Here is a 17202-nt window from a genome sequence, read left to right on the forward strand (position 1 = left end):
AAAAAAATTTTTAAAAAATTTAAGGAGGAAACAATTATGGAAGCAGCTATAATCGCAGCAGGTTCAGCTATAGGAGCAGGTCTTGCAGTTATGACAGGTATAGGAGCAGGAATCGGACAAGGATTCGCAGCAGGAAAGGCAGCAGAAGCTGTTGGTAATCAACCAGAAGCAAAAGGAGATATAACTCAAACAATGTTACTTGGGGCTGCAGTTGCAGAATCTTCTGCAATATACGGACTTGTTATAGCAATAATCCTTCTATTCGCTAACCCATTCTAGAAGATATTAGGAATGTAGTTAAAATAATAGAAAAACTTCATTAGATAGGAGATGGAAAAACCATCTCCTAATTATGAATTGTGATTGGTAGAAAGGAGGACAAAACATGGAACTTAAGCCACTTATAGGCATAACATATGAATTAGCATTCCAACTTGTAAATACATTCTTAGTATTTGTAATTTTAAAGAAGCTTTTATTCAAACCTGTATTAGGAATAATAGAAGCTAGAGAAAAAGATATAAAAACAAATTTAGCACAAGGAGAAACTGCTAAAACTGAAGGTATATCTTTAAAGAAAGAATACGAAGAAAAAATAGGTTCTGCTAAAATTGAAGGTCAAGAAATAGTAAAGCAAGCTACTTTAAGAGCAGAGCAAAAAGAGGCTGAAATAGTTTCTGCAGCAAAGCAAGAAGCTCAAAGCTTAAGAGAAAAAGCTAGCAAAGATGTAGAACAAGAAAGAGCAAAAGTTATGAATGAAATCAAGAGTGATATATCAGACATAGCATTATTAGCTGCATCTAAGGTTATTGAAAAAGACTTAGACAAGTCTAAGCATGAAGAGTTAATAAATAACTTTATAAAAGAGGTAGGCGAGGCTAAATGATAAATCTAATAGCAGGAAGATATGCTGAAGCTCTATTTCAAGTAGGAGAAGAAAATAATTCAACTACTAACTTATATGAAGAACTAAATTCAGTAATAGACATATTAAAATCTAATCAAGATTTTTATAATGTTTTAAAGTCTCCTCTTGTTACAAAGGTAGATAAAAAGGATTTAGTAGAAAAAGTTTTTGGCAATCAAATAAGCGATAACTTAAACAATTTCTTAAAAATAATAATAGATAAAGATAGAGTAGCAGCTCTAGAAGCTGTTCAAAAATCTTGTAAAGCTTTATTAAATGAAAAGAACAATATCATAGAAGGTAGTGCAATAACAGCAGTCCCTATGAGCCAAGAAGAATTAAAGCAGCTTGAGGCTAAACTTTCAAGCAAATACAATAAAAATGTTACTTTAGAAAATAAAATTGATGAGTCTATATTAGGCGGAGTTTTAGTTAGACTTGGAAACGAAGAGATTGACGGTACTGTTAAGACTCGTTTAACGAAGATGAAAGACCAATTATCTCAAGTAATATCTTAGAATGGCGGTGAACCCATGAACTTAAGACCTGAAGAAATAAGTTCTATAATTAAAGAGCAAATAAAAAATTATGAGAATAAAGTTGAGTTAACTGACACAGGTAGTGTTTTAAAAGTTGGAGATGGTATATCTAGTGTTTATGGATTAGAGAATGCTATGGCTGGAGAACTTTTAGAATTCCCAGGTGAAGTTTACGGAATGGCTCTTAACCTTGAAGAAGACATGGTTGGAGTAGTTATGCTTGGTAATGACCAACATATAAAAGAAGGCGACATCGTTAAAAGGACTGGTAACGTAGTTTCAGTTCCTGTTGGTGAAGCTTTAGTAGGAAGAGTAGTAAACGCATTAGGTCAACCAATAGATGGAAAAGGACCTATAAATTCAAATAAATTTAGACCAGTTGAATCTGAAGCTACAGGAATAATAGCTAGAAAATCTGTTCATCAACCACTTGAAACAGGTATAAAAGCTATAGATGCCATGATTCCAATAGGAAAAGGGCAAAGAGAACTTGTAATCGGAGATAGACAAACAGGTAAAACATCTATATGTATAGATACGATACTTAACCAAAAAGGTAAAGATGTTGTATGTATATATGTTGCTATAGGACAAAAACGTTCTACAGTAGCTCAATTAGTTAACACTTTAGAAAAAAATGGAGCTATGGATTATACAATAGTAGTATCTGCTACTGCATCTGAAGCGGCACCACTTCAATTCTTAGCACCATATGCAGGAGTTGCAATGGGTGAAGAATTCATGTTTGAAGGAAAACATGTTTTAATAGTATATGATGACTTAACTAAGCATGCTGTTGCATATAGAGAGATGTCATTATTACTTAAGAGACCACCAGGTCGTGAAGCTTATCCTGGAGATGTATTCTATTTACACTCAAGATTACTAGAAAGAGCAGCTAAACTATCTGATGATTTAGGTGGAGGTTCTATAACTGCACTACCTATAATCGAAACTCAAGGTGGAGACGTTTCTGCTTATATACCAACTAACGTTATATCTATAACAGATGGACAAATATACTTAACACCAGAATTATTCTATGCAGGTATAAGACCAGCAGTAGACCCTGGTATATCAGTATCAAGAGTTGGAGGTTCTGCACAAATAAAATCAATGAAAAAAGTTGCTGGACCATTAAAGCTTCTTTACTCTCAATATAAAGAACTTGCAGCATTTGCACAGTTTGGATCTGATTTAGATGAAGATACTAAAAACAGACTTGCACAAGGTGAGAGAATAGTTGAAGTATTAAAGCAAGGTGAGCATCAACCATTAGCTGTTGCAAACCAAGTTATGATGATACATGCTGTTACAAATGATTTATTAGCAGATATACCTGTTAACAATATAGCAAGATTTGAAAAAGAATTATACGAATATGTAGATGCAAATTATCCACAAATAGGAAAGAAAATTCTTGAAAACGGAGACTTCGCTCAAGAATTAACTAACGCAATAAACGAATTTAAGAAAAAATTTGTTATAGAAGCGTAATCCTTTTTAAAAAAGGAGGTAACCCAATTGGCAGGAGCTGGAATGAAGGAAATTAAAACTCGTATTAAGAGTGTTGAGAGTACTAAGCAAATAACTAAGGCCATGGAACTTGTTTCTTCTTCTAAGTTTAGAAAAGCTAAAGAAAAAGCTGAAAGTGCAAGACCTTATTTTAATACTTTATACAACACTGTTCAAGATATTGCTAAGAATACGGGTGGAAGTAAGAATGTATTTCTTACAGAAAAAAAAGTTAACAACGTATGTTATATAGTAGTAGCAGGAGACAGAGGACTTGCTGGAGGTTACAACTCTAACATTTTAAAAGCTGTACTTAACCATAATCAAGCTCAAACAGCAAAAGTAATTTCTGTAGGAAAAAAGGCGAAAGAGTCTTTATCTAAAAGAGGTTATGAAATAATAGATTCGATAGAATCTGTAGAAGATGCTGTTTATGAAGATGCAAGTAGAGTAGCGAAAATAGCTATGAATGCTTATCAAAATGGAGAAGTTGATGAGGTAAATCTTGTTTATACGGAATTCGTATCTGCATTAACTCAAGAAGCGAAAGTAGTAAGACTGTTACCACTTACAATAGATAAAACTGAAGAAGTCATAAAAGGCAAAGCTGCAGTAGAATACTTACCTTCAGCTGATGCAGTACTTGGATATGTATTACCTAAGTATGTTTCAGGAAGTGTGTATGGAGCTATAGCAGAATCTTATGCATCTGAACAAGCTGCAAGAAGAACTGCAATGGAATCGGCTACAGACAATGCAAATGACATGATATCAAAATTAGAATTAGTTTACAATAGAGCGAGACAGGCAGCAGTTACTCAAGAAATATCTGAGATAGTTGCAGGAGCTTCTTCAGCTCAATAATTAAGGAGGCTAGGACATGGCAAATATAGGTAAAATAGTTCAGGTCATAGGGCCCGTATTAGACGTTAAGTTTAGTAGTGAAAAAAGCTTACCTAATCTATTAAATGCATTAGTGATAAAGCATGGAGATAAAGAAATAGTAGTGGAAGTTTCACAACACGTTGGGGACGATACTGTTAGATGTATATCAATGAGTTCAACGGACGGACTTGTTAGAGGTATGGAAGTTGTAGATACAGGAGCTCCAATAAGTGTTCCAGTAGGAGATGCAACTTTAGGAAGAATATTCAATGTATTAGGTCAACCAGTAGATGGTAAGGCAGCACCAAGTGATGCTCCTCAATTACCTATACATAGAGATGCACCAGAATTCGAAGAATTACAACCGACTGCTGAAATACTAGAAACTGGTATAAAAGTAGTTGACTTATTAGCACCTTATGTAAAAGGTGGTAAGATAGGTCTATTCGGTGGTGCTGGAGTTGGAAAAACAGTTCTTATACAAGAGCTTATAAACAATATAGCTACTCAACATGGTGGATTATCAGTATTCGCAGGTGTTGGAGAGAGAACTAGAGAAGGAAATGACCTTTATGAGGAAATGACTGAGTCTGGTGTTATAAAGAAAACTTCATTAGTATTCGGACAAATGAATGAGCCACCTGGAGCAAGAATGAGAGTTGCGTTAACAGGACTTACAATGGCAGAATACTTTAGAGATAAAGAAAAGCAAGATGTACTGTTATTCGTTGATAACATATTCAGATTCACTCAAGCTGGATCTGAGGTTTCAGCACTTCTTGGACGTACACCATCAGCAGTTGGATACCAACCAACATTAGCTACAGAGATGGGTAGATTACAAGAGAGAATAACATCTACTAAGAATGGTTCTATAACATCTGTTCAGGCTGTATATGTACCTGCGGATGACTTAACAGATCCAGCACCAGCTACAACATTCAACCACTTAGATGCAAAAACTGTTTTATCTAGACAAATAGCATCTCTAGGGATATTCCCAGCGGTTGATCCATTAGAATCTAGTTCAAGAGTTCTAGACCCTAATATAGTTGGTAAAGAGCATTATCAAATAGCTAGAGGGGTCCAATCTATATTACAAAGATATAATGAACTTCAAGATATAATAGCTATACTTGGTATGGATGAATTATCAGATGAAGATAAATTAACAGTTGCTCGTGCAAGAAGAATACAAAGATTCTTATCTCAACCATTCTTCGTTGGAGAGCAATTTACAGGATTCCCTGGTAAATATGTACCATTAAAAGAAACTATAAGAAGTTTCAAAGAAATATTAGAAGGAAAGCATGATAGCTTACCTGAGTCAGCGTTCTTATTTGCAGGAAGTATAGAAGATGTAATTGAGAAGGCAAAGGGGAGTAGATAATAATGGCAAGCGAATTTACGGTTGAAATTGTTACTCCTAATAAAACTTTTTATAATGGAAGTGCAGAGATGATTATAGTTAGGACTACTGAAGGTGATAGAGGTATACTTAAAAACCACAGACCTTTAGTAACAGGACTTGCAACTGGAACTTTACGTATAAAAAAAGATGGAAACTACAAAGATGCTAAAATCTCTGGAGGGTTCATGAACGTAGATAAAGATAAAACGGTTATAGTAACTGAATCTGCTGACTGGATATAAAAGAATATTTAATATATAAAGGCTAGGTAATTTACCTAGCCTTTTTTGCTTATTATAAAATAATAATTTAAAAAAAATCAATAGATTAGATTAAAAGATGGTTTACAAAATTGATACTTTAAAATATAAGTGAAGCATTACATAAATATATTAAGTAGGTATATAATACAATTATATATTAATTTTGGTTGCTGTATATATTAATAAAAAGAAAATTGTATATAATTACTTAATAGTAATACAATAATAGTAGAAGAAAATTTTGGAGGATATTATGGGCATACATGATATTGGAATTGACATTATTGAAATTGAAAGAATAAAAAATGCTATAAAAGATAATTCTAGATTCTTAGAAAAAATATTTACAAATGATGAAATAAAGTATTTTGAATCTAATGGATTTAAAGCGGAGAGTGTAGCAGGTAATTTTGCAGCTAAAGAAGCTATTAGCAAGTCTATGGGAACTGGAATAAGAAATTTTAATTTTAAAGACATTGAAGTATTAAGAGATGAATTAGGTAAGCCAATAGTTAAAACTTATAATAATTTAGAGCAAATATGCATAGATTATAATGTTTTAGAAATAAAAGTTTCCATATCTCATTGTAAGCAATATGCTGTAGCAAATGCCGTAACTATAATTAAGGAGTGATAAAATGAAAAATAAAACAGCTAAAGATATAATGACAAGTCATGTAGTAATAGCACACAGAGATGATACTATAGTTAATGTAGCAAAATTATTGATAAAAGAAAAAATAGGAGGAATGCCTGTAGTAGATGAAAATAACAAAGTAGTTGGGGTAATTTCTAAAACGGATATAATGAAAAAAGAAAAATATGTAGAAACACCACAAGTACTAAATCTATTAGAAGGTTTAATATTTTTAGATGACTTTAAACAAATGGAAGTAGATATGAAAAGAATAGCTGCATATAAAGTTTCGGATTTAATGTCTACAGAAATAGTTAAGGTTCATGAAAATGATATATTTGATGATATAGCTAATATTATGATAAAAAAATCAATAAATAGAGTTCCTGTTGTTGATGATACTAATGTTCTTAAAGGTATAATATGTAGGTATGACATAATAAAAGCTATGTATAATGAATAAAATTAAATAGGAGGATACTTGTGAAAAAAAAGTGGGCAATTTTAATAGTAATAATTATTGGTATTTTAGGAGTTATAATAGGGTGCCAAAGAAGAGAGTCCACAAAAGAAGAAGTATACAAAGAATTTCAAAAGAAAATCTCAACTATGAAATCGTATAGATGTAGTGCTGAAGTTGAGGTAATTGGTAATAAATCTTCACAAAATTATACCTTTATTCATAAATATAATAAGCCAGATAATTATAAGTTAGAAATTGTTTCTCCTAAAAACTTAAAAGGAAAAACTATTGAATATAAAAATAATAAAATACTGGTTAAAAATCCAAACATAAATGATATTGTAGAGTTGCCTAATATAGGTAGAAATGATCAGTATATGTTTATAGGGGATTTTATGAAAAATTATCTACAAAATGAAGAGATAAAAATACAATTATCTAAAGGAAAGCTAAGCTTAGAAACATACATACCAGGAGAAGATGAATATTTTAATAAACAAGTATTGTATATAGATACTAAGACTAAAAACCCTGATAAAATGGAAATACTAGACATTAAAGGAAATACTAGATTTGTAGTTAACTACAAAGACTTTGAGTATAAAAAATAAGGGGGACGGAACCTATGATAAATAAAATAACAGCTCCTACGTGGGCAGAGATAAATCTAGACAATATGAAATTTAATTTAAATAATATAAAAAATCTATTAAAGGAAGATACTAAAATTTGTGCAGTATTAAAAGCTAATGCTTATGGTCATGGCTCAGTAAAAGTTGCAAAATTGCTAGAAATAGAAAAGGTTGACTACTTAGCAGTTTCTAGGTTAGAAGAAGGTATAGAACTTAGAGAAAATTATATAACACTTCCTATATTATGCTTAGGATACATTCCAGAGCAATCTGTAGAGATTGCTATTAAAAACAATATAATTGTTACTATTTATTCTTTAGAAATGGCCTTTAAAGTGGATGAAGTTGCAAAACGTATAAAAAATAAAGCTTTTGTTCATATTAAAATAGATACTGGAATGACTAGGATAGGATTCCAACCAAATGAGCAATCGATAAAACAAATAAAGCAAATTTATGAACTAAAACATTTAAGTATAGATGGTATGTATACTCATTTTGCTACTGCAGATGAAGATGATAAAGAGTTTACAAATACTCAGGTTCAAAAATTCAAATTTATGATTGACAATTTGGAATTGATTGGAGTGAATATACCTACTAAACATGTATCAAATAGTGCAGCAATTATAGATTTACCGGATTTAGTATTTGATATGGTTAGATGTGGGATAATATTATACGGACATTATCCATCTGATTATGTAATGAAAGAAAGGCTTCCACTAAAGCCCGTTATGACATTAAAAACAACTGTAGCTCATATAAAAGAAGTAGATTCAGGAGTAGGGATAAGCTATGGTTTAAAATATAAATGTAGAGGGACAGAAAAAATAGTAACAATACCTATTGGATACGCTGATGGATTTACAAGGATGCAATCAAATCCAAAAGTATCGATAAAAGGTGAATTGTTTGAAGTTGTAGGTAGGATATGTATGGATCAATGCATGGTTAAAATTGATAAAGATATAGATATAAAAATTGGAGATCAGGTTATAATATTTGGAGAAGGCGCTAGAACCGTTGAAAACATGTCAAATAACCTAGGAACTATAAATTATGAAGTGTTATGCATGATATCAAGGAGAGTTGACCGAGCTTATATGGAAAGAAATGCAATTTTACAAGTTGAGAGTTATTTGATAAAATAAGATTGATAGTATACCCCCCGGGAGGCGATTTTATGCACAGTAAAAGTAAGAAGAAAATTATATTTACTTTACCGGACTCTCTCGTATCTGAAGTAGATTATATAGTTCAGATGGAGAACAGCAATAGAGAGGATTTTGCAAAAGCTGCTTTTCAATTCTATATAACCCAAAAGAAAAAAATAGATTTCAAAGAATCTATGATAAAAGGTTATAAAGAAATGGGCCAAATTAACCTATCATTAGCTGAATTAGGTATGACAAATGATGAATCTTCCGATAGTAGTATCGAAGGGAAAATCGCACAAGGTGAGTATTAACTTAGATATAAAGCGAGGAGATCTTTATTATGCTGATTTAAGTCCAGTTGTTGGATCTGAGCAAGGTGGTATTAGGCCGGTTTTGATAATACAAAATGACATAGGAAACAAATACAGTCCAACTGTAATAGTTGCGGCAATAACATCTCAGATTAACAAAGCTAAATTACCTACTCATATAGAAATTAGTGCTAATGAATATGGGCTTAATAAAGATTCTGTTATTCTCTTAGAACAAATAAGAACGATAGATAAAAAAAGACTAAGAGAAAAAATAGGTTGTCTAGATAAGAATATGATGGTAAAAGTTGATAATAGTCTTCAAATAAGTTTGGGATTATTCGTATTGTAGTGAATTATTGATATTATTTTAATATCAATAATTTTTTTGTAACAATATGTAAATAAATAGCATTGAAATATTTATTTATGAATATTTAATAGAATATTTCTTTATATATTGGTACATATAATTCATTTTATGAAAAAATAGAGTAAAAAATTGTGTAAAAGTGATATAATAATATGAGATTGAAAAACTTATAATATGAGATTGAAAGAACTTATTATATAAGATTAAATTTTACTTTATAAACACAGGGAGGTAATTACATGAGAGACCATAAAGGATTAAATGAGATTACACGTATTATCAGAAAAGATATAGTCTCTATGATACATGGATCTAAGTCTGGACATCCAGGAGGATCATTATCAGCAGTTGAGATATTAACGGCTCTTTATTTTGATGAGATGAATGTAGATCCTAATAATTGCAAAATGGAAGATAGAGATAGATTTGTTTTATCAAAAGGACATGCGGCACCAGTGTTATACGCAACTTTAGCTTACAAAGGATACTTTGACAGAGAAGAGCTAAAAGGACTAAGAAAAATAGGTAAAATGCTACAAGGTCACCCAGATATGAAAGGAACTCCAGGAGTTGAAATGTCAACGGGGTCACTAGGACAAGGTTTTTCAGTAGCTTGCGGAATGGCTATGGCGTCTAAATTAGATAATGCACCATGGAGAGTATATACTGTACTTGGTGATGGAGAAGTTCAAGAAGGTATAGTATGGGAAGCTGCGATGAGTGCTGCTCACTATAAGCTTGATAATATGGTTGCATTTTTAGATTATAACGGACTTCAAATAGACGGTGAGACATCAAAAGTAATGAATATAGGTCCTATAGTTGATAAGTTTAAAGCTTTCGGATGGAATGTAATAGAAATAGATGGGCATGACTTTGACCAAATATTTGCAGCTTTAGATATGGCTAAAGAAACAGTAGGAAAGCCTACTATGATAGTTGCTAAAACTGTAAAAGGTAAAGGTGTATCATTTATGGAAAATGAAGCTGGATGGCATGGAACAGCTCCAAGCGACAGTGATTTAGAAAAAGCTTTAGCAGAATTAGGAGGTGCAGACAATGAGTAATATAGCAACTAGAGAAGCTTATGGAAAAGCATTAGTTAAATTAGGTCAAGTAAATGATAATGTTGTTGTACTAGATGCAGATTTATCAAAATCTACTAAAACAAATGATTTTTACAAAGCTTTCCCAGATAGATTTTTTAATATGGGAATAGCTGAACAAAACTTAATCGGAGCAGCTTGTGGTCTTGCTACTGCTGGTAAAATTCCTTTTGCAAGTAGTTTTGCTATGTTTGCAACAGGTAGAGCATTTGAAGTGATAAGAAATTCAGTATGTTACCCTAAATTAAATGTTAAGGTATGTGCTACTCATGCTGGACTTACAGTAGGAGAAGATGGAGCATCTCATGAAAGTATAGAAGATATGGCTATAATGAGAGTTATACCTAATATGACGGTTTTAGTACCAGCAGATGCTATAGAAACAGAGCAAATGATATTTGAAGCAGCTAAATTTAATGGACCTATGTATGTACGTTTAGGAAGAAGTGCTGTTCCTACATTATTTGATGAAAATTATAAATTTGAAATAGGAAAAGGTGTAGTAGTAGCATCAGGAAATGACGCTACAATAATAGCTTGTGGAATAATGGTAAATGAAGCTATAATAGCATCACAAACATTAAAATCAGAAGGTATAAATGTTAGAGTTATAAACATGTCTACTATAAAGCCTATAGATAAAGAGTTAATAATAACGGCTGCTAATGAAACAGGAGCAATAGTAACTGCTGAAGAACACAGTATAATCGGTGGATTAGGTTCTGCAGTAAGTGAAGTTGTAAGTGAAGAATCTCCAGTAGTTGTTAAAAAAGTAGGAGTTAAAGATGTATTCGGTGAATCAGGAACTCCTAGTGAATTATTAAAGAAACATGGATTAACAGCACAAGATATAGTTGTAGCTGTTAAAGAAGCAATAGCTAAAAAATAATAATTAGAAAAGATATAGTCAAAAATAATGACTATATCTTTTTTTATATAAATTTATTCTTCTAAGGTTTGTATAACTTTCATATATTTAAAATATATGGGGGTGATAAATATGAATGTAAAGTTTAATATTAAAGGTGTAATATATGGTGCTATAATTTTAGTACTTATAATAGGTGGTTTTGTGGTTATACCAAATATGTTTATGGAAAATTCAAAACCAATAGATTACACAATGGTCCAACGAGAAGCTATACCAGAAAAAATATTGGACATGATGGAGAAATACACAAATGAAGAAAGAGCTTTGGCTGTAAAGTTAGATAAAAAGATATATGTAGTAGTTACAAGAGGAAGTAATAATGAACGTGGTATAGAAATGAATAAAATAGATATGGTTCAAGATGAAGAGAAAAAAGTAATGAAAGTAAAGGTATCATATAAAGAAAAAGAAAAATCATATCCATACATAGTTGTAGAAACAAATCTTAGTGAACTACCAGATAGAATAGAGTTAAATGCTGTAAATGAAGAACAATAAAATTTTTCATATAAACTACATAAAACATACAAAAGGTTATTTTGGGTATACACCTAGAATAACCTTTTTATAATTTATTTTATATTTACTAATTATTTATCAATAAGTAGGGAAAAATAATTAGTAAAATGATGTTGAGAGGTGGATATATGTTGAACATAGATAAATATAAGGTAAAGATTGAAGAATTAAAATCTAAACAGTCATTAAAAGACATTGATTTTAAAACAACTAAAGATATAGTTCCTAGACAAGATATAATAGGACAAGATAGAGCAGTACAGGCAATAGAATTTGGTCTAAAAATGAAAAAAAAGGGATATAACATATATGTAGCAGGGGTGAGTGGATTAGGAAGAACAAGTTACACGCATGAACTAATAAAAAAACATTCTAAGATAAAGGAAAATTTAAAAGACTGGCTATATGTAAATAACTTTAAAAATACTAATGAGCCGACGGCTTTATGTTTTGACGCAGGTCAAGGGAAAGTATTTAAAAAAGATATAGATGATATAACAGAAAAATTAAAAAGTGAAATTCCTAAGATATTTAATTCAAAAGAATATGAATATCATAGTAGGATATTAATGAGTGAGTTAGAAGAAAATATTCAAAAAATAATAGAAGAATTAAATACATTTGCTAAGCCTCATGGATTTAAATTTGAGGTTACAGAAAGAGGTCTCATGAGTATTCCTATGAAAGAAGATGGGACTTTAATGCAAGAAGATGAATTAGGCAAACTAACAGCCATAGAAGTTAGAAAATTAAGAGAAGATGGACTTAAACTAAATCAAGAAAGTAAAGAATATATAAATAGAATAAAAGCATGTGAAGATAATTATAAAAGTAAAAGTTATGATTTAGATAAGAATGTAGGTAAAGGTTTAGTAGGTTTTTATGAACAATACTTACTGAATAAATATGGAAAATACGAAAAAGCTCAGATATATATAAATGATTTATGCGAAGATATAATAGACAATATATCTAAGTTTAAAACTGAAAATGAAGAGGCTCAACCAAATCCAATGGCTCTTTTGGGAATGATGTCTCCTAAAAATGAAGAAAAGTTAATGAATAAATATAAAGTTAATCTATTTATAGATAATAGTGAGTATGAAGATTGCAAAATAATAATAGAAAATAACCCTACGTATTATAATTTAGCTGGATCTATAGATTATAAAAATGAAATAGGAGCTCTTACTACTAGTTTTATGGAAATAAAGCCTGGTTCACTTCATAAAGCTAATGGTGGTTATCTTATAATAAACGTAAAAGATTTATTATCTAATGCATTTTCTTGGGACTGTCTAAAAAGAAGCTTAAAAACTGAAAAAATAACAATAGAATCTTTAAATAAGCAATTAGGTTATTTAGTAGCATCTACTATAAAGCCTGAACCAATAGATTTAGACGTAAAAGTTATATTAGTAGGAGATAGTTACTACTACAGTCTTTTGTATGCATATGAAGAAGACTTTAGAAATCTATTTAAGATAATGGCAGATTTTGATATTGAAATAGACAAAAATAAAGAAAATATATATAAAACGGTACAACTAATAGCAAATAAATGTAATGAAGAAAAACTTAAGCACTTTGATAAATTAGCTGTAGAAAAGTTAATAGATTATAGTACTAGAATTAGCGATAGTAAAGACAAATTAACAGCTAGATTTAATAAGATTGTAGATATAATATATGAAGCTGATGCAGTTAGTGAAGAACAAAATTTATATATAACATCTGAGGATGTTCAAAAAGCAATAAATCAAAGGATATATAGAAGTAATAAATATGAAGAAAAATTAAATGAGATGTTTAAAGATGGCACTTTGTTGATAGATATAGAAGGAGAAAAAGTAGGTCAAATAAATGGACTGGCAGTAATGGGAAGCGGAGAGTACTCTTTTGGTAAACCATCAAAAATAACGGCTTCTACATATAAAGGTAGAAGTGGAGTAATAAATATAGAAAGAGAAATTAAACAAAGTGGAAGTATACACGACAAAGGAGTATTAATACTAAGTGGATACTTGGGAGCTAGATATGGTAAAGAAAAGCCGATATCTATGACTACATCTATAACATTTGAACAAAATTATAGTGGAGTAGATGGAGATAGTGCATCTAGCACAGAATTATATGCAATTATATCTAGTATAGCTAATATTCCTATAAAGCAATCTATAGCTGTAACTGGTTCTGTAAGTCAAAAAGGAGAAATACAGCCAATAGGAGGAATAAATCAAAAGATAGAAGGATTTTTTGATGTATGTAAGATTAAAGGATTCACTGGGAATCAAGGAATTATGATGCCTATACAAAATGTAAAAAATCTTCTTCTTAAAGATGAAGTTGTAGAAGCTGTAAAAGAAGGTAAATTTAATATATATGCAATAAGTAGCATAGAAGAAGGTTTAGAGATAATAACAGGCAAAAAAATAAATGAGATAGATAAAGTAGTTAATGACACCCTAGAGAAATTTAGAAAAATGGACAAAGATGATGAAAAGAAAAAAGATAAGAATGATGATGAAAAAGATGTAAAATAAACAACTTAAGCAAAAGTATTCTTTAAATAATCTATTTATATTAGAATACTTTTGCTAGATATATTTTATTAAATACTTGAATTAAATTAATATTTATTTGGTATTAATATTTGGCTTTCGGTGATTATATAGTTTAGCTGCGCATCATGATCTTCCTTAGGAACAGACTCGAATATTTGTAAGTCAAATGCTATTCCTACTGTTATAGCATCATCTCTAAGCTCATTTAAAAATCTATCATAAAATCCACCGCCATATCCTAATCTGTAGCAGTCTTTGTCATAAGCAACAGCAGGAACTATTACAACATCAATATCATGTACATCAATTTTAGGACAACAATCTTCTTTAGGTTCTCTTATGCCATATGCCCCAATTTTGATTGAATTTTGTAAATCTATGATTTGAGAAGGAATTAACTTTCGATCTTCTTTTAAAGTTATAGGAGCATAAATATTTTTCTTAAGAGACATAAGTTTGTTTATCAGTTCATCTGTTTGGACTTCGTTATTAAAATCTAAGTATAGCATAATGTTTTTAGCGTTTTTTATGAAGTCTAAAGATAATAATTTTTCTGTTATTATAGATGAATTTTTAATTATAAATTCATTATTTTGATTTTTTCTATCAGATATGACCTTTTTTCTAAATTCTTTTTTCATAAAAGCTACCCCTTTTCGTATGGTATAATATGTATATCTAATATAAATCTTAGTACACTTAATTAGAGTAAAGCAACATAAATGAGAAATAGTAATAAAAAAAAGAGCTAGTCATATAATAAATAGTAGATTATGTAAAGGAGATGCAGCGTAATGATTTCAAAGAAAAAAGCTATAATATACGGAGTAATTCTCGTAATAGTTACAGCTTTATTTACATCTACTCTTCGAATTGCAATAGGCGATAGGGTGGTTATATCTAAAGAAGCATATGAGGGTTATAAAAAATACAATAAAATGGTAGGTTTAGAAGGTTCCATAAAAGAAGACTTTTATCAAAAAACAAAGGATGAAAAACTAGTTAATGGAGCTATTAAAGGACTATTCTCAGGTTTAGAAGATCCTTATTCTCAGTATTATACAAAAGAAGAATTCAAGAGATTAAAAGAACAGACTAGTGGATCATTTGTGGGTATAGGTGTATTTATAAGTCCATCATCAGAAGATGGATATATAACAGTTATATCTCCTATTGAAGGATCTCCAGCTGAGAAGAGTGGTATAAAAGCAGGAGATAAGATAATAAAAGTAGACGGGAAGAATGTAACAGCAAAACATTCTGATGAAGCTATAACTATGATTAAAGGAAAAGAAGGTACTTCTGTAGAATTAACGTTAATAAGAGACGGAAAAGAACTTAATCTTAAAGTTAAAAGAGAAGAGATTGTATCAAAGAGCATAGACAGCAAAATGTTAGAAGATGGTATGGGATATATACAAATAACCTCATTCAGTGAAAATACATATAAAGAGTTTAAAACAGCATTAGATAAATTAAAAGGAAAAGGAATAAAAGGGCTTGTTTTAGATGTACGAGATAATGGAGGCGGATTGTTGACAGTATGTAACGATATTGCTGATGAGTTGTTAGGTGAAGGAACTATAGTTTATACAAAGGATAATAAAGGTAACACAGAATATTTAAAATCAGATAAAGAGAAGCTTGGATTACCTATAGCTATATTGACAAATGAAAATAGTGCGTCAGCATCTGAAATTCTTACGGGAGCTATAGTAGATAACAAAGCAGGGGTATCTGTTGGAACAACTACTTTTGGAAAAGGATTAGTTCAAAGTGTTAGAGAACTAAAAGATGGTACGGGTTATAAATTAACTACGGCTCAATACTTTACTCCAAGTGGTGCATATATAAATGAAAAAGGTATAAAACCAAATATAGAAGAAAAAAATCCAAAAAAACAATTAGATGCAGCTGTTAATTGGTTGAAGCAAGAAATAAAATAATACTGAATCTATATAAACATAAGCAGACTTGGTTTACAAAAAACTTAGTCTGCTTTATGTTTATTAAGGAGATGCATATTAGATTTAAAATATAATATATTATAGAGTTAGATTTAAAATATTATTTTAAAAATAAATGATTATAGAATTTTAGGAGATTTATTATAAAAAATTGATTTATATAAGGAATTTTGTAAGTGAAATAGAAGGATATTTGTGAATTGTATAGAATTAGTATAATAAGTTAATAATGTTAAATAGGAAGTGATTGAATGAGAAAACCTAAAGGCGAAGTTGTTAACTTTCAAGAATTTAAAGAAAATAAAAGACAATTAGAAGAAGAAAGAGAAGAACTTTTAAATTTAATAAAAAAAATAGTAACTACAAAATAGAGAGTAATTATTACTCTCTATTTATATTTATATAACTTGAAGGAAATTAAGACATTTTTAAATCATTCATATAACTTTGAAATTGATCAAATTCATTTGAATCATTTAATTCTATTACTTCTGAGTTTTCAGAATCAAAATTTTTAAGATATATAGTGTAGTTATTATCTACACAATCATGATAGATACATCTATACCCATCTTCATATAAATCTTTTAGTTTATTAAAGTTAGTCATGACATTGTCTGCTACTATTGTTGTAGCTTTTCCTTTCATTGTATTTTATTTAGATTAGTTTATTTAATATTTGCTTATATTATTTTGTGGAATTTAATTATTAATATACAATTAAATAATATAATTTAAGTCATAAATAGATGAATATATAATCTTAATAAAAAAAATAAAAAAGTGTTGACGAAACTATTTTGAGATGGTATAGTTATACTTGTCCTTAAGAAAAGGGACAACAAATAAAACAAGCAACAGAAAATAGTTGACAAAGCAAGAATGTTTTGGTAAACTAAGGAAGTTGGAAAAATGAACTTTGAAAATTAAACAGTAGGTTAATTTATAGAATTTGAAACAAACGAAACATAAAGCCAGATATATAACAGTATCTGAGCCCTAGATAAACTTTTATTTAA

Annotated in this window: 20 protein-coding genes; 18 read left to right on the forward strand and 2 right to left on the reverse strand. The window is 30.0% G+C overall.

Features of this window, described 5'->3' with window-relative positions; translation table 11 throughout:
- Positions 1 to 36 precede the first annotated feature (36 nt).
- The 17 genes from atpE (at position 37) to QOZ84_RS14860 (ending at position 14195) form a co-directional block, all read left to right on the forward strand.
- Positions 37 to 279 (forward strand): ATP synthase F0 subunit C, encoded by a 243-nt coding sequence (gene atpE, locus QOZ84_RS14780; protein ID WP_284133703.1) that lies wholly within the window; start codon positions 37 to 39, stop codon positions 277 to 279.
- 106 nt (positions 280 to 385) lie between these two features.
- Complete coding sequence (gene atpF / locus QOZ84_RS14785; protein WP_284133704.1) at positions 386 to 886, forward strand: F0F1 ATP synthase subunit B; 501 nt, start codon at positions 386 to 388, stop codon at positions 884 to 886.
- A complete protein-coding gene (locus QOZ84_RS14790) occupies positions 883 to 1425 on the forward strand; it encodes a F0F1 ATP synthase subunit delta (RefSeq protein ID WP_284133705.1) in 543 nt (180 codons plus the stop codon). The genes atpF and QOZ84_RS14790 overlap by 4 nt, the downstream gene beginning before the upstream one ends.
- Positions 1426 to 1440: 15 nt before the next feature.
- Entirely contained in the window at positions 1441 to 2943 is a 1503-nt protein-coding gene (atpA, locus tag QOZ84_RS14795) for a F0F1 ATP synthase subunit alpha (RefSeq protein WP_284133706.1), read from the forward strand.
- Positions 2944 to 2970: 27 nt separating this feature from the next.
- Positions 2971 to 3825 (forward strand): ATP synthase F1 subunit gamma, encoded by an 855-nt coding sequence (gene atpG, locus QOZ84_RS14800; protein ID WP_026902351.1) that lies wholly within the window; start codon positions 2971 to 2973, stop codon positions 3823 to 3825.
- A 16-nt stretch (positions 3826 to 3841) separates the two neighbouring features.
- The gene (gene atpD / locus QOZ84_RS14805) at positions 3842 to 5236 is read left to right on the forward strand and encodes a F0F1 ATP synthase subunit beta (RefSeq protein WP_284133707.1); all 1395 of its coding nucleotides are present in this window, start codon (positions 3842 to 3844) and stop codon (positions 5234 to 5236) included.
- Positions 5237 to 5238: 2 nt separating this feature from the next.
- Positions 5239 to 5499 (forward strand): ATP synthase F1 subunit epsilon, encoded by a 261-nt coding sequence (gene atpC, locus QOZ84_RS14810; protein ID WP_284133708.1) that lies wholly within the window; start codon positions 5239 to 5241, stop codon positions 5497 to 5499.
- A gap of 274 nt (positions 5500 to 5773) precedes the next feature.
- Positions 5774 to 6154: a holo-ACP synthase gene (acpS, locus tag QOZ84_RS14815; RefSeq protein WP_284133709.1), complete on the forward strand. Its 381-nt coding sequence runs from the start codon at positions 5774 to 5776 to the stop codon at positions 6152 to 6154.
- Positions 6155 to 6158: 4 nt separating this feature from the next.
- Positions 6159 to 6620 carry a CBS domain-containing protein gene (locus tag QOZ84_RS14820; RefSeq protein WP_284133710.1) on the forward strand — a complete coding sequence of 154 codons (462 nt, stop codon included), beginning with the start codon at positions 6159 to 6161 and terminating at the stop codon, positions 6618 to 6620.
- A 20-nt stretch (positions 6621 to 6640) separates the two neighbouring features.
- A complete protein-coding gene (gerS, locus tag QOZ84_RS14825) occupies positions 6641 to 7231 on the forward strand; it encodes a germination lipoprotein GerS (RefSeq protein WP_284133711.1) in 591 nt (196 codons plus the stop codon).
- 14 nt (positions 7232 to 7245) lie between these two features.
- A complete protein-coding gene (alr, locus tag QOZ84_RS14830) occupies positions 7246 to 8406 on the forward strand; it encodes an alanine racemase (RefSeq protein WP_331496603.1) in 1161 nt (386 codons plus the stop codon).
- 32 nt (positions 8407 to 8438) lie between these two features.
- Positions 8439 to 8723 carry a hypothetical protein gene (locus tag QOZ84_RS14835; protein ID WP_026902344.1) on the forward strand — a complete coding sequence of 95 codons (285 nt, stop codon included), beginning with the start codon at positions 8439 to 8441 and terminating at the stop codon, positions 8721 to 8723.
- Positions 8713 to 9075, forward strand: coding sequence for a type II toxin-antitoxin system PemK/MazF family toxin (locus QOZ84_RS14840; RefSeq protein WP_465231566.1), 363 nt, complete (start codon positions 8713 to 8715; stop codon positions 9073 to 9075). The genes QOZ84_RS14835 and QOZ84_RS14840 overlap by 11 nt, the downstream gene beginning before the upstream one ends.
- A 260-nt stretch (positions 9076 to 9335) precedes the next feature.
- Positions 9336 to 10163, forward strand: coding sequence for a transketolase (locus QOZ84_RS14845; RefSeq protein WP_026902342.1), 828 nt, complete (start codon positions 9336 to 9338; stop codon positions 10161 to 10163).
- On the forward strand, positions 10156 to 11091 hold the full coding sequence (locus tag QOZ84_RS14850; protein WP_284133713.1) for a transketolase family protein: 936 nt from the start codon (positions 10156 to 10158) through the stop codon (positions 11089 to 11091). Before QOZ84_RS14845 ends, QOZ84_RS14850 begins: the two co-directional genes overlap by 8 nt.
- Positions 11092 to 11202: 111 nt before the next feature.
- On the forward strand, positions 11203 to 11631 hold the full coding sequence (locus tag QOZ84_RS14855) for a hypothetical protein (protein WP_284133714.1): 429 nt from the start codon (positions 11203 to 11205) through the stop codon (positions 11629 to 11631).
- Between the two features lie 149 nt (positions 11632 to 11780).
- Complete coding sequence (locus QOZ84_RS14860) at positions 11781 to 14195, forward strand: Lon protease family protein (RefSeq protein WP_284133715.1); 2415 nt, start codon at positions 11781 to 11783, stop codon at positions 14193 to 14195.
- An 86-nt stretch (positions 14196 to 14281) separates the two neighbouring features.
- On the opposite strand, the gene QOZ84_RS14865 is transcribed toward QOZ84_RS14860, so the two are convergent.
- The gene (locus QOZ84_RS14865; RefSeq protein WP_284133716.1) at positions 14282 to 14857 is read right to left on the reverse strand and encodes a 5-formyltetrahydrofolate cyclo-ligase; all 576 of its coding nucleotides are present in this window, start codon (positions 14855 to 14857) and stop codon (positions 14282 to 14284) included.
- A gap of 153 nt (positions 14858 to 15010) precedes the next feature.
- On the opposite strand from QOZ84_RS14865, the gene QOZ84_RS14870 reads away from it, so the two are divergent.
- Positions 15011 to 16162, forward strand: a complete 1152-nt coding sequence (locus tag QOZ84_RS14870) for a S41 family peptidase (RefSeq protein ID WP_284133717.1) — start codon at positions 15011 to 15013, stop codon at positions 16160 to 16162.
- A 438-nt stretch (positions 16163 to 16600) separates the two neighbouring features.
- On the opposite strand, the gene QOZ84_RS14875 is transcribed toward QOZ84_RS14870, so the two are convergent.
- Positions 16601 to 16792, reverse strand: a complete 192-nt coding sequence (locus QOZ84_RS14875) for a hypothetical protein (protein WP_284133718.1) — start codon at positions 16790 to 16792, stop codon at positions 16601 to 16603.
- Positions 16793 to 17202 lie beyond the last annotated feature (410 nt).

Origin of the sequence: Romboutsia sedimentorum, from assembly GCF_030131845.1 — a bacterium.
Taxonomy (GTDB): Bacteria; Bacillota; Clostridia; order Peptostreptococcales; family Peptostreptococcaceae; genus Romboutsia_D; species Romboutsia_D sedimentorum.

Excerpts from the sequence above, each read along its gene's own strand:
- atpD (WP_284133707.1), top strand. The coding sequence starts at position 3,842 with ATGGCAAATATAGGTAAAATAGTTCAGGTCATAGGGCCCGTATTAGAC.
- QOZ84_RS14870 (WP_284133717.1), top strand. The coding sequence starts at position 15,011 with ATGATTTCAAAGAAAAAAGCTATAATATACGGAGTAATTCTCGTAATA.
- acpS (WP_284133709.1), top strand. The coding sequence starts at position 5,774 with ATGGGCATACATGATATTGGAATTGACATTATTGAAATTGAAAGAATA.
- alr (WP_331496603.1), top strand. The coding sequence starts at position 7,246 with ATGATAAATAAAATAACAGCTCCTACGTGGGCAGAGATAAATCTAGAC.
- QOZ84_RS14850 (WP_284133713.1), top strand. The coding sequence starts at position 10,156 with ATGAGTAATATAGCAACTAGAGAAGCTTATGGAAAAGCATTAGTTAAA.
- QOZ84_RS14855 (WP_284133714.1), top strand. The coding sequence starts at position 11,203 with ATGAATGTAAAGTTTAATATTAAAGGTGTAATATATGGTGCTATAATT.
- QOZ84_RS14820 (WP_284133710.1), top strand. The coding sequence starts at position 6,159 with ATGAAAAATAAAACAGCTAAAGATATAATGACAAGTCATGTAGTAATA.
- QOZ84_RS14860 (WP_284133715.1), top strand. The coding sequence starts at position 11,781 with ATGTTGAACATAGATAAATATAAGGTAAAGATTGAAGAATTAAAATCT.
- atpE (WP_284133703.1), top strand. The coding sequence starts at position 37 with ATGGAAGCAGCTATAATCGCAGCAGGTTCAGCTATAGGAGCAGGTCTT.
- QOZ84_RS14845 (WP_026902342.1), top strand. The coding sequence starts at position 9,336 with ATGAGAGACCATAAAGGATTAAATGAGATTACACGTATTATCAGAAAA.
- atpC (WP_284133708.1), top strand. The coding sequence starts at position 5,239 with ATGGCAAGCGAATTTACGGTTGAAATTGTTACTCCTAATAAAACTTTT.
- QOZ84_RS14790 (WP_284133705.1), top strand. The coding sequence starts at position 883 with ATGATAAATCTAATAGCAGGAAGATATGCTGAAGCTCTATTTCAAGTA.
- atpF (WP_284133704.1), top strand. The coding sequence starts at position 386 with ATGGAACTTAAGCCACTTATAGGCATAACATATGAATTAGCATTCCAA.
- QOZ84_RS14875 (WP_284133718.1), bottom strand. The coding sequence starts at position 16,792 with ATGACTAACTTTAATAAACTAAAAGATTTATATGAAGATGGGTATAGA.
- QOZ84_RS14865 (WP_284133716.1), bottom strand. The coding sequence starts at position 14,857 with ATGAAAAAAGAATTTAGAAAAAAGGTCATATCTGATAGAAAAAATCAA.
- QOZ84_RS14835 (WP_026902344.1), top strand. The coding sequence starts at position 8,439 with ATGCACAGTAAAAGTAAGAAGAAAATTATATTTACTTTACCGGACTCT.
- atpA (WP_284133706.1), top strand. The coding sequence starts at position 1,441 with ATGAACTTAAGACCTGAAGAAATAAGTTCTATAATTAAAGAGCAAATA.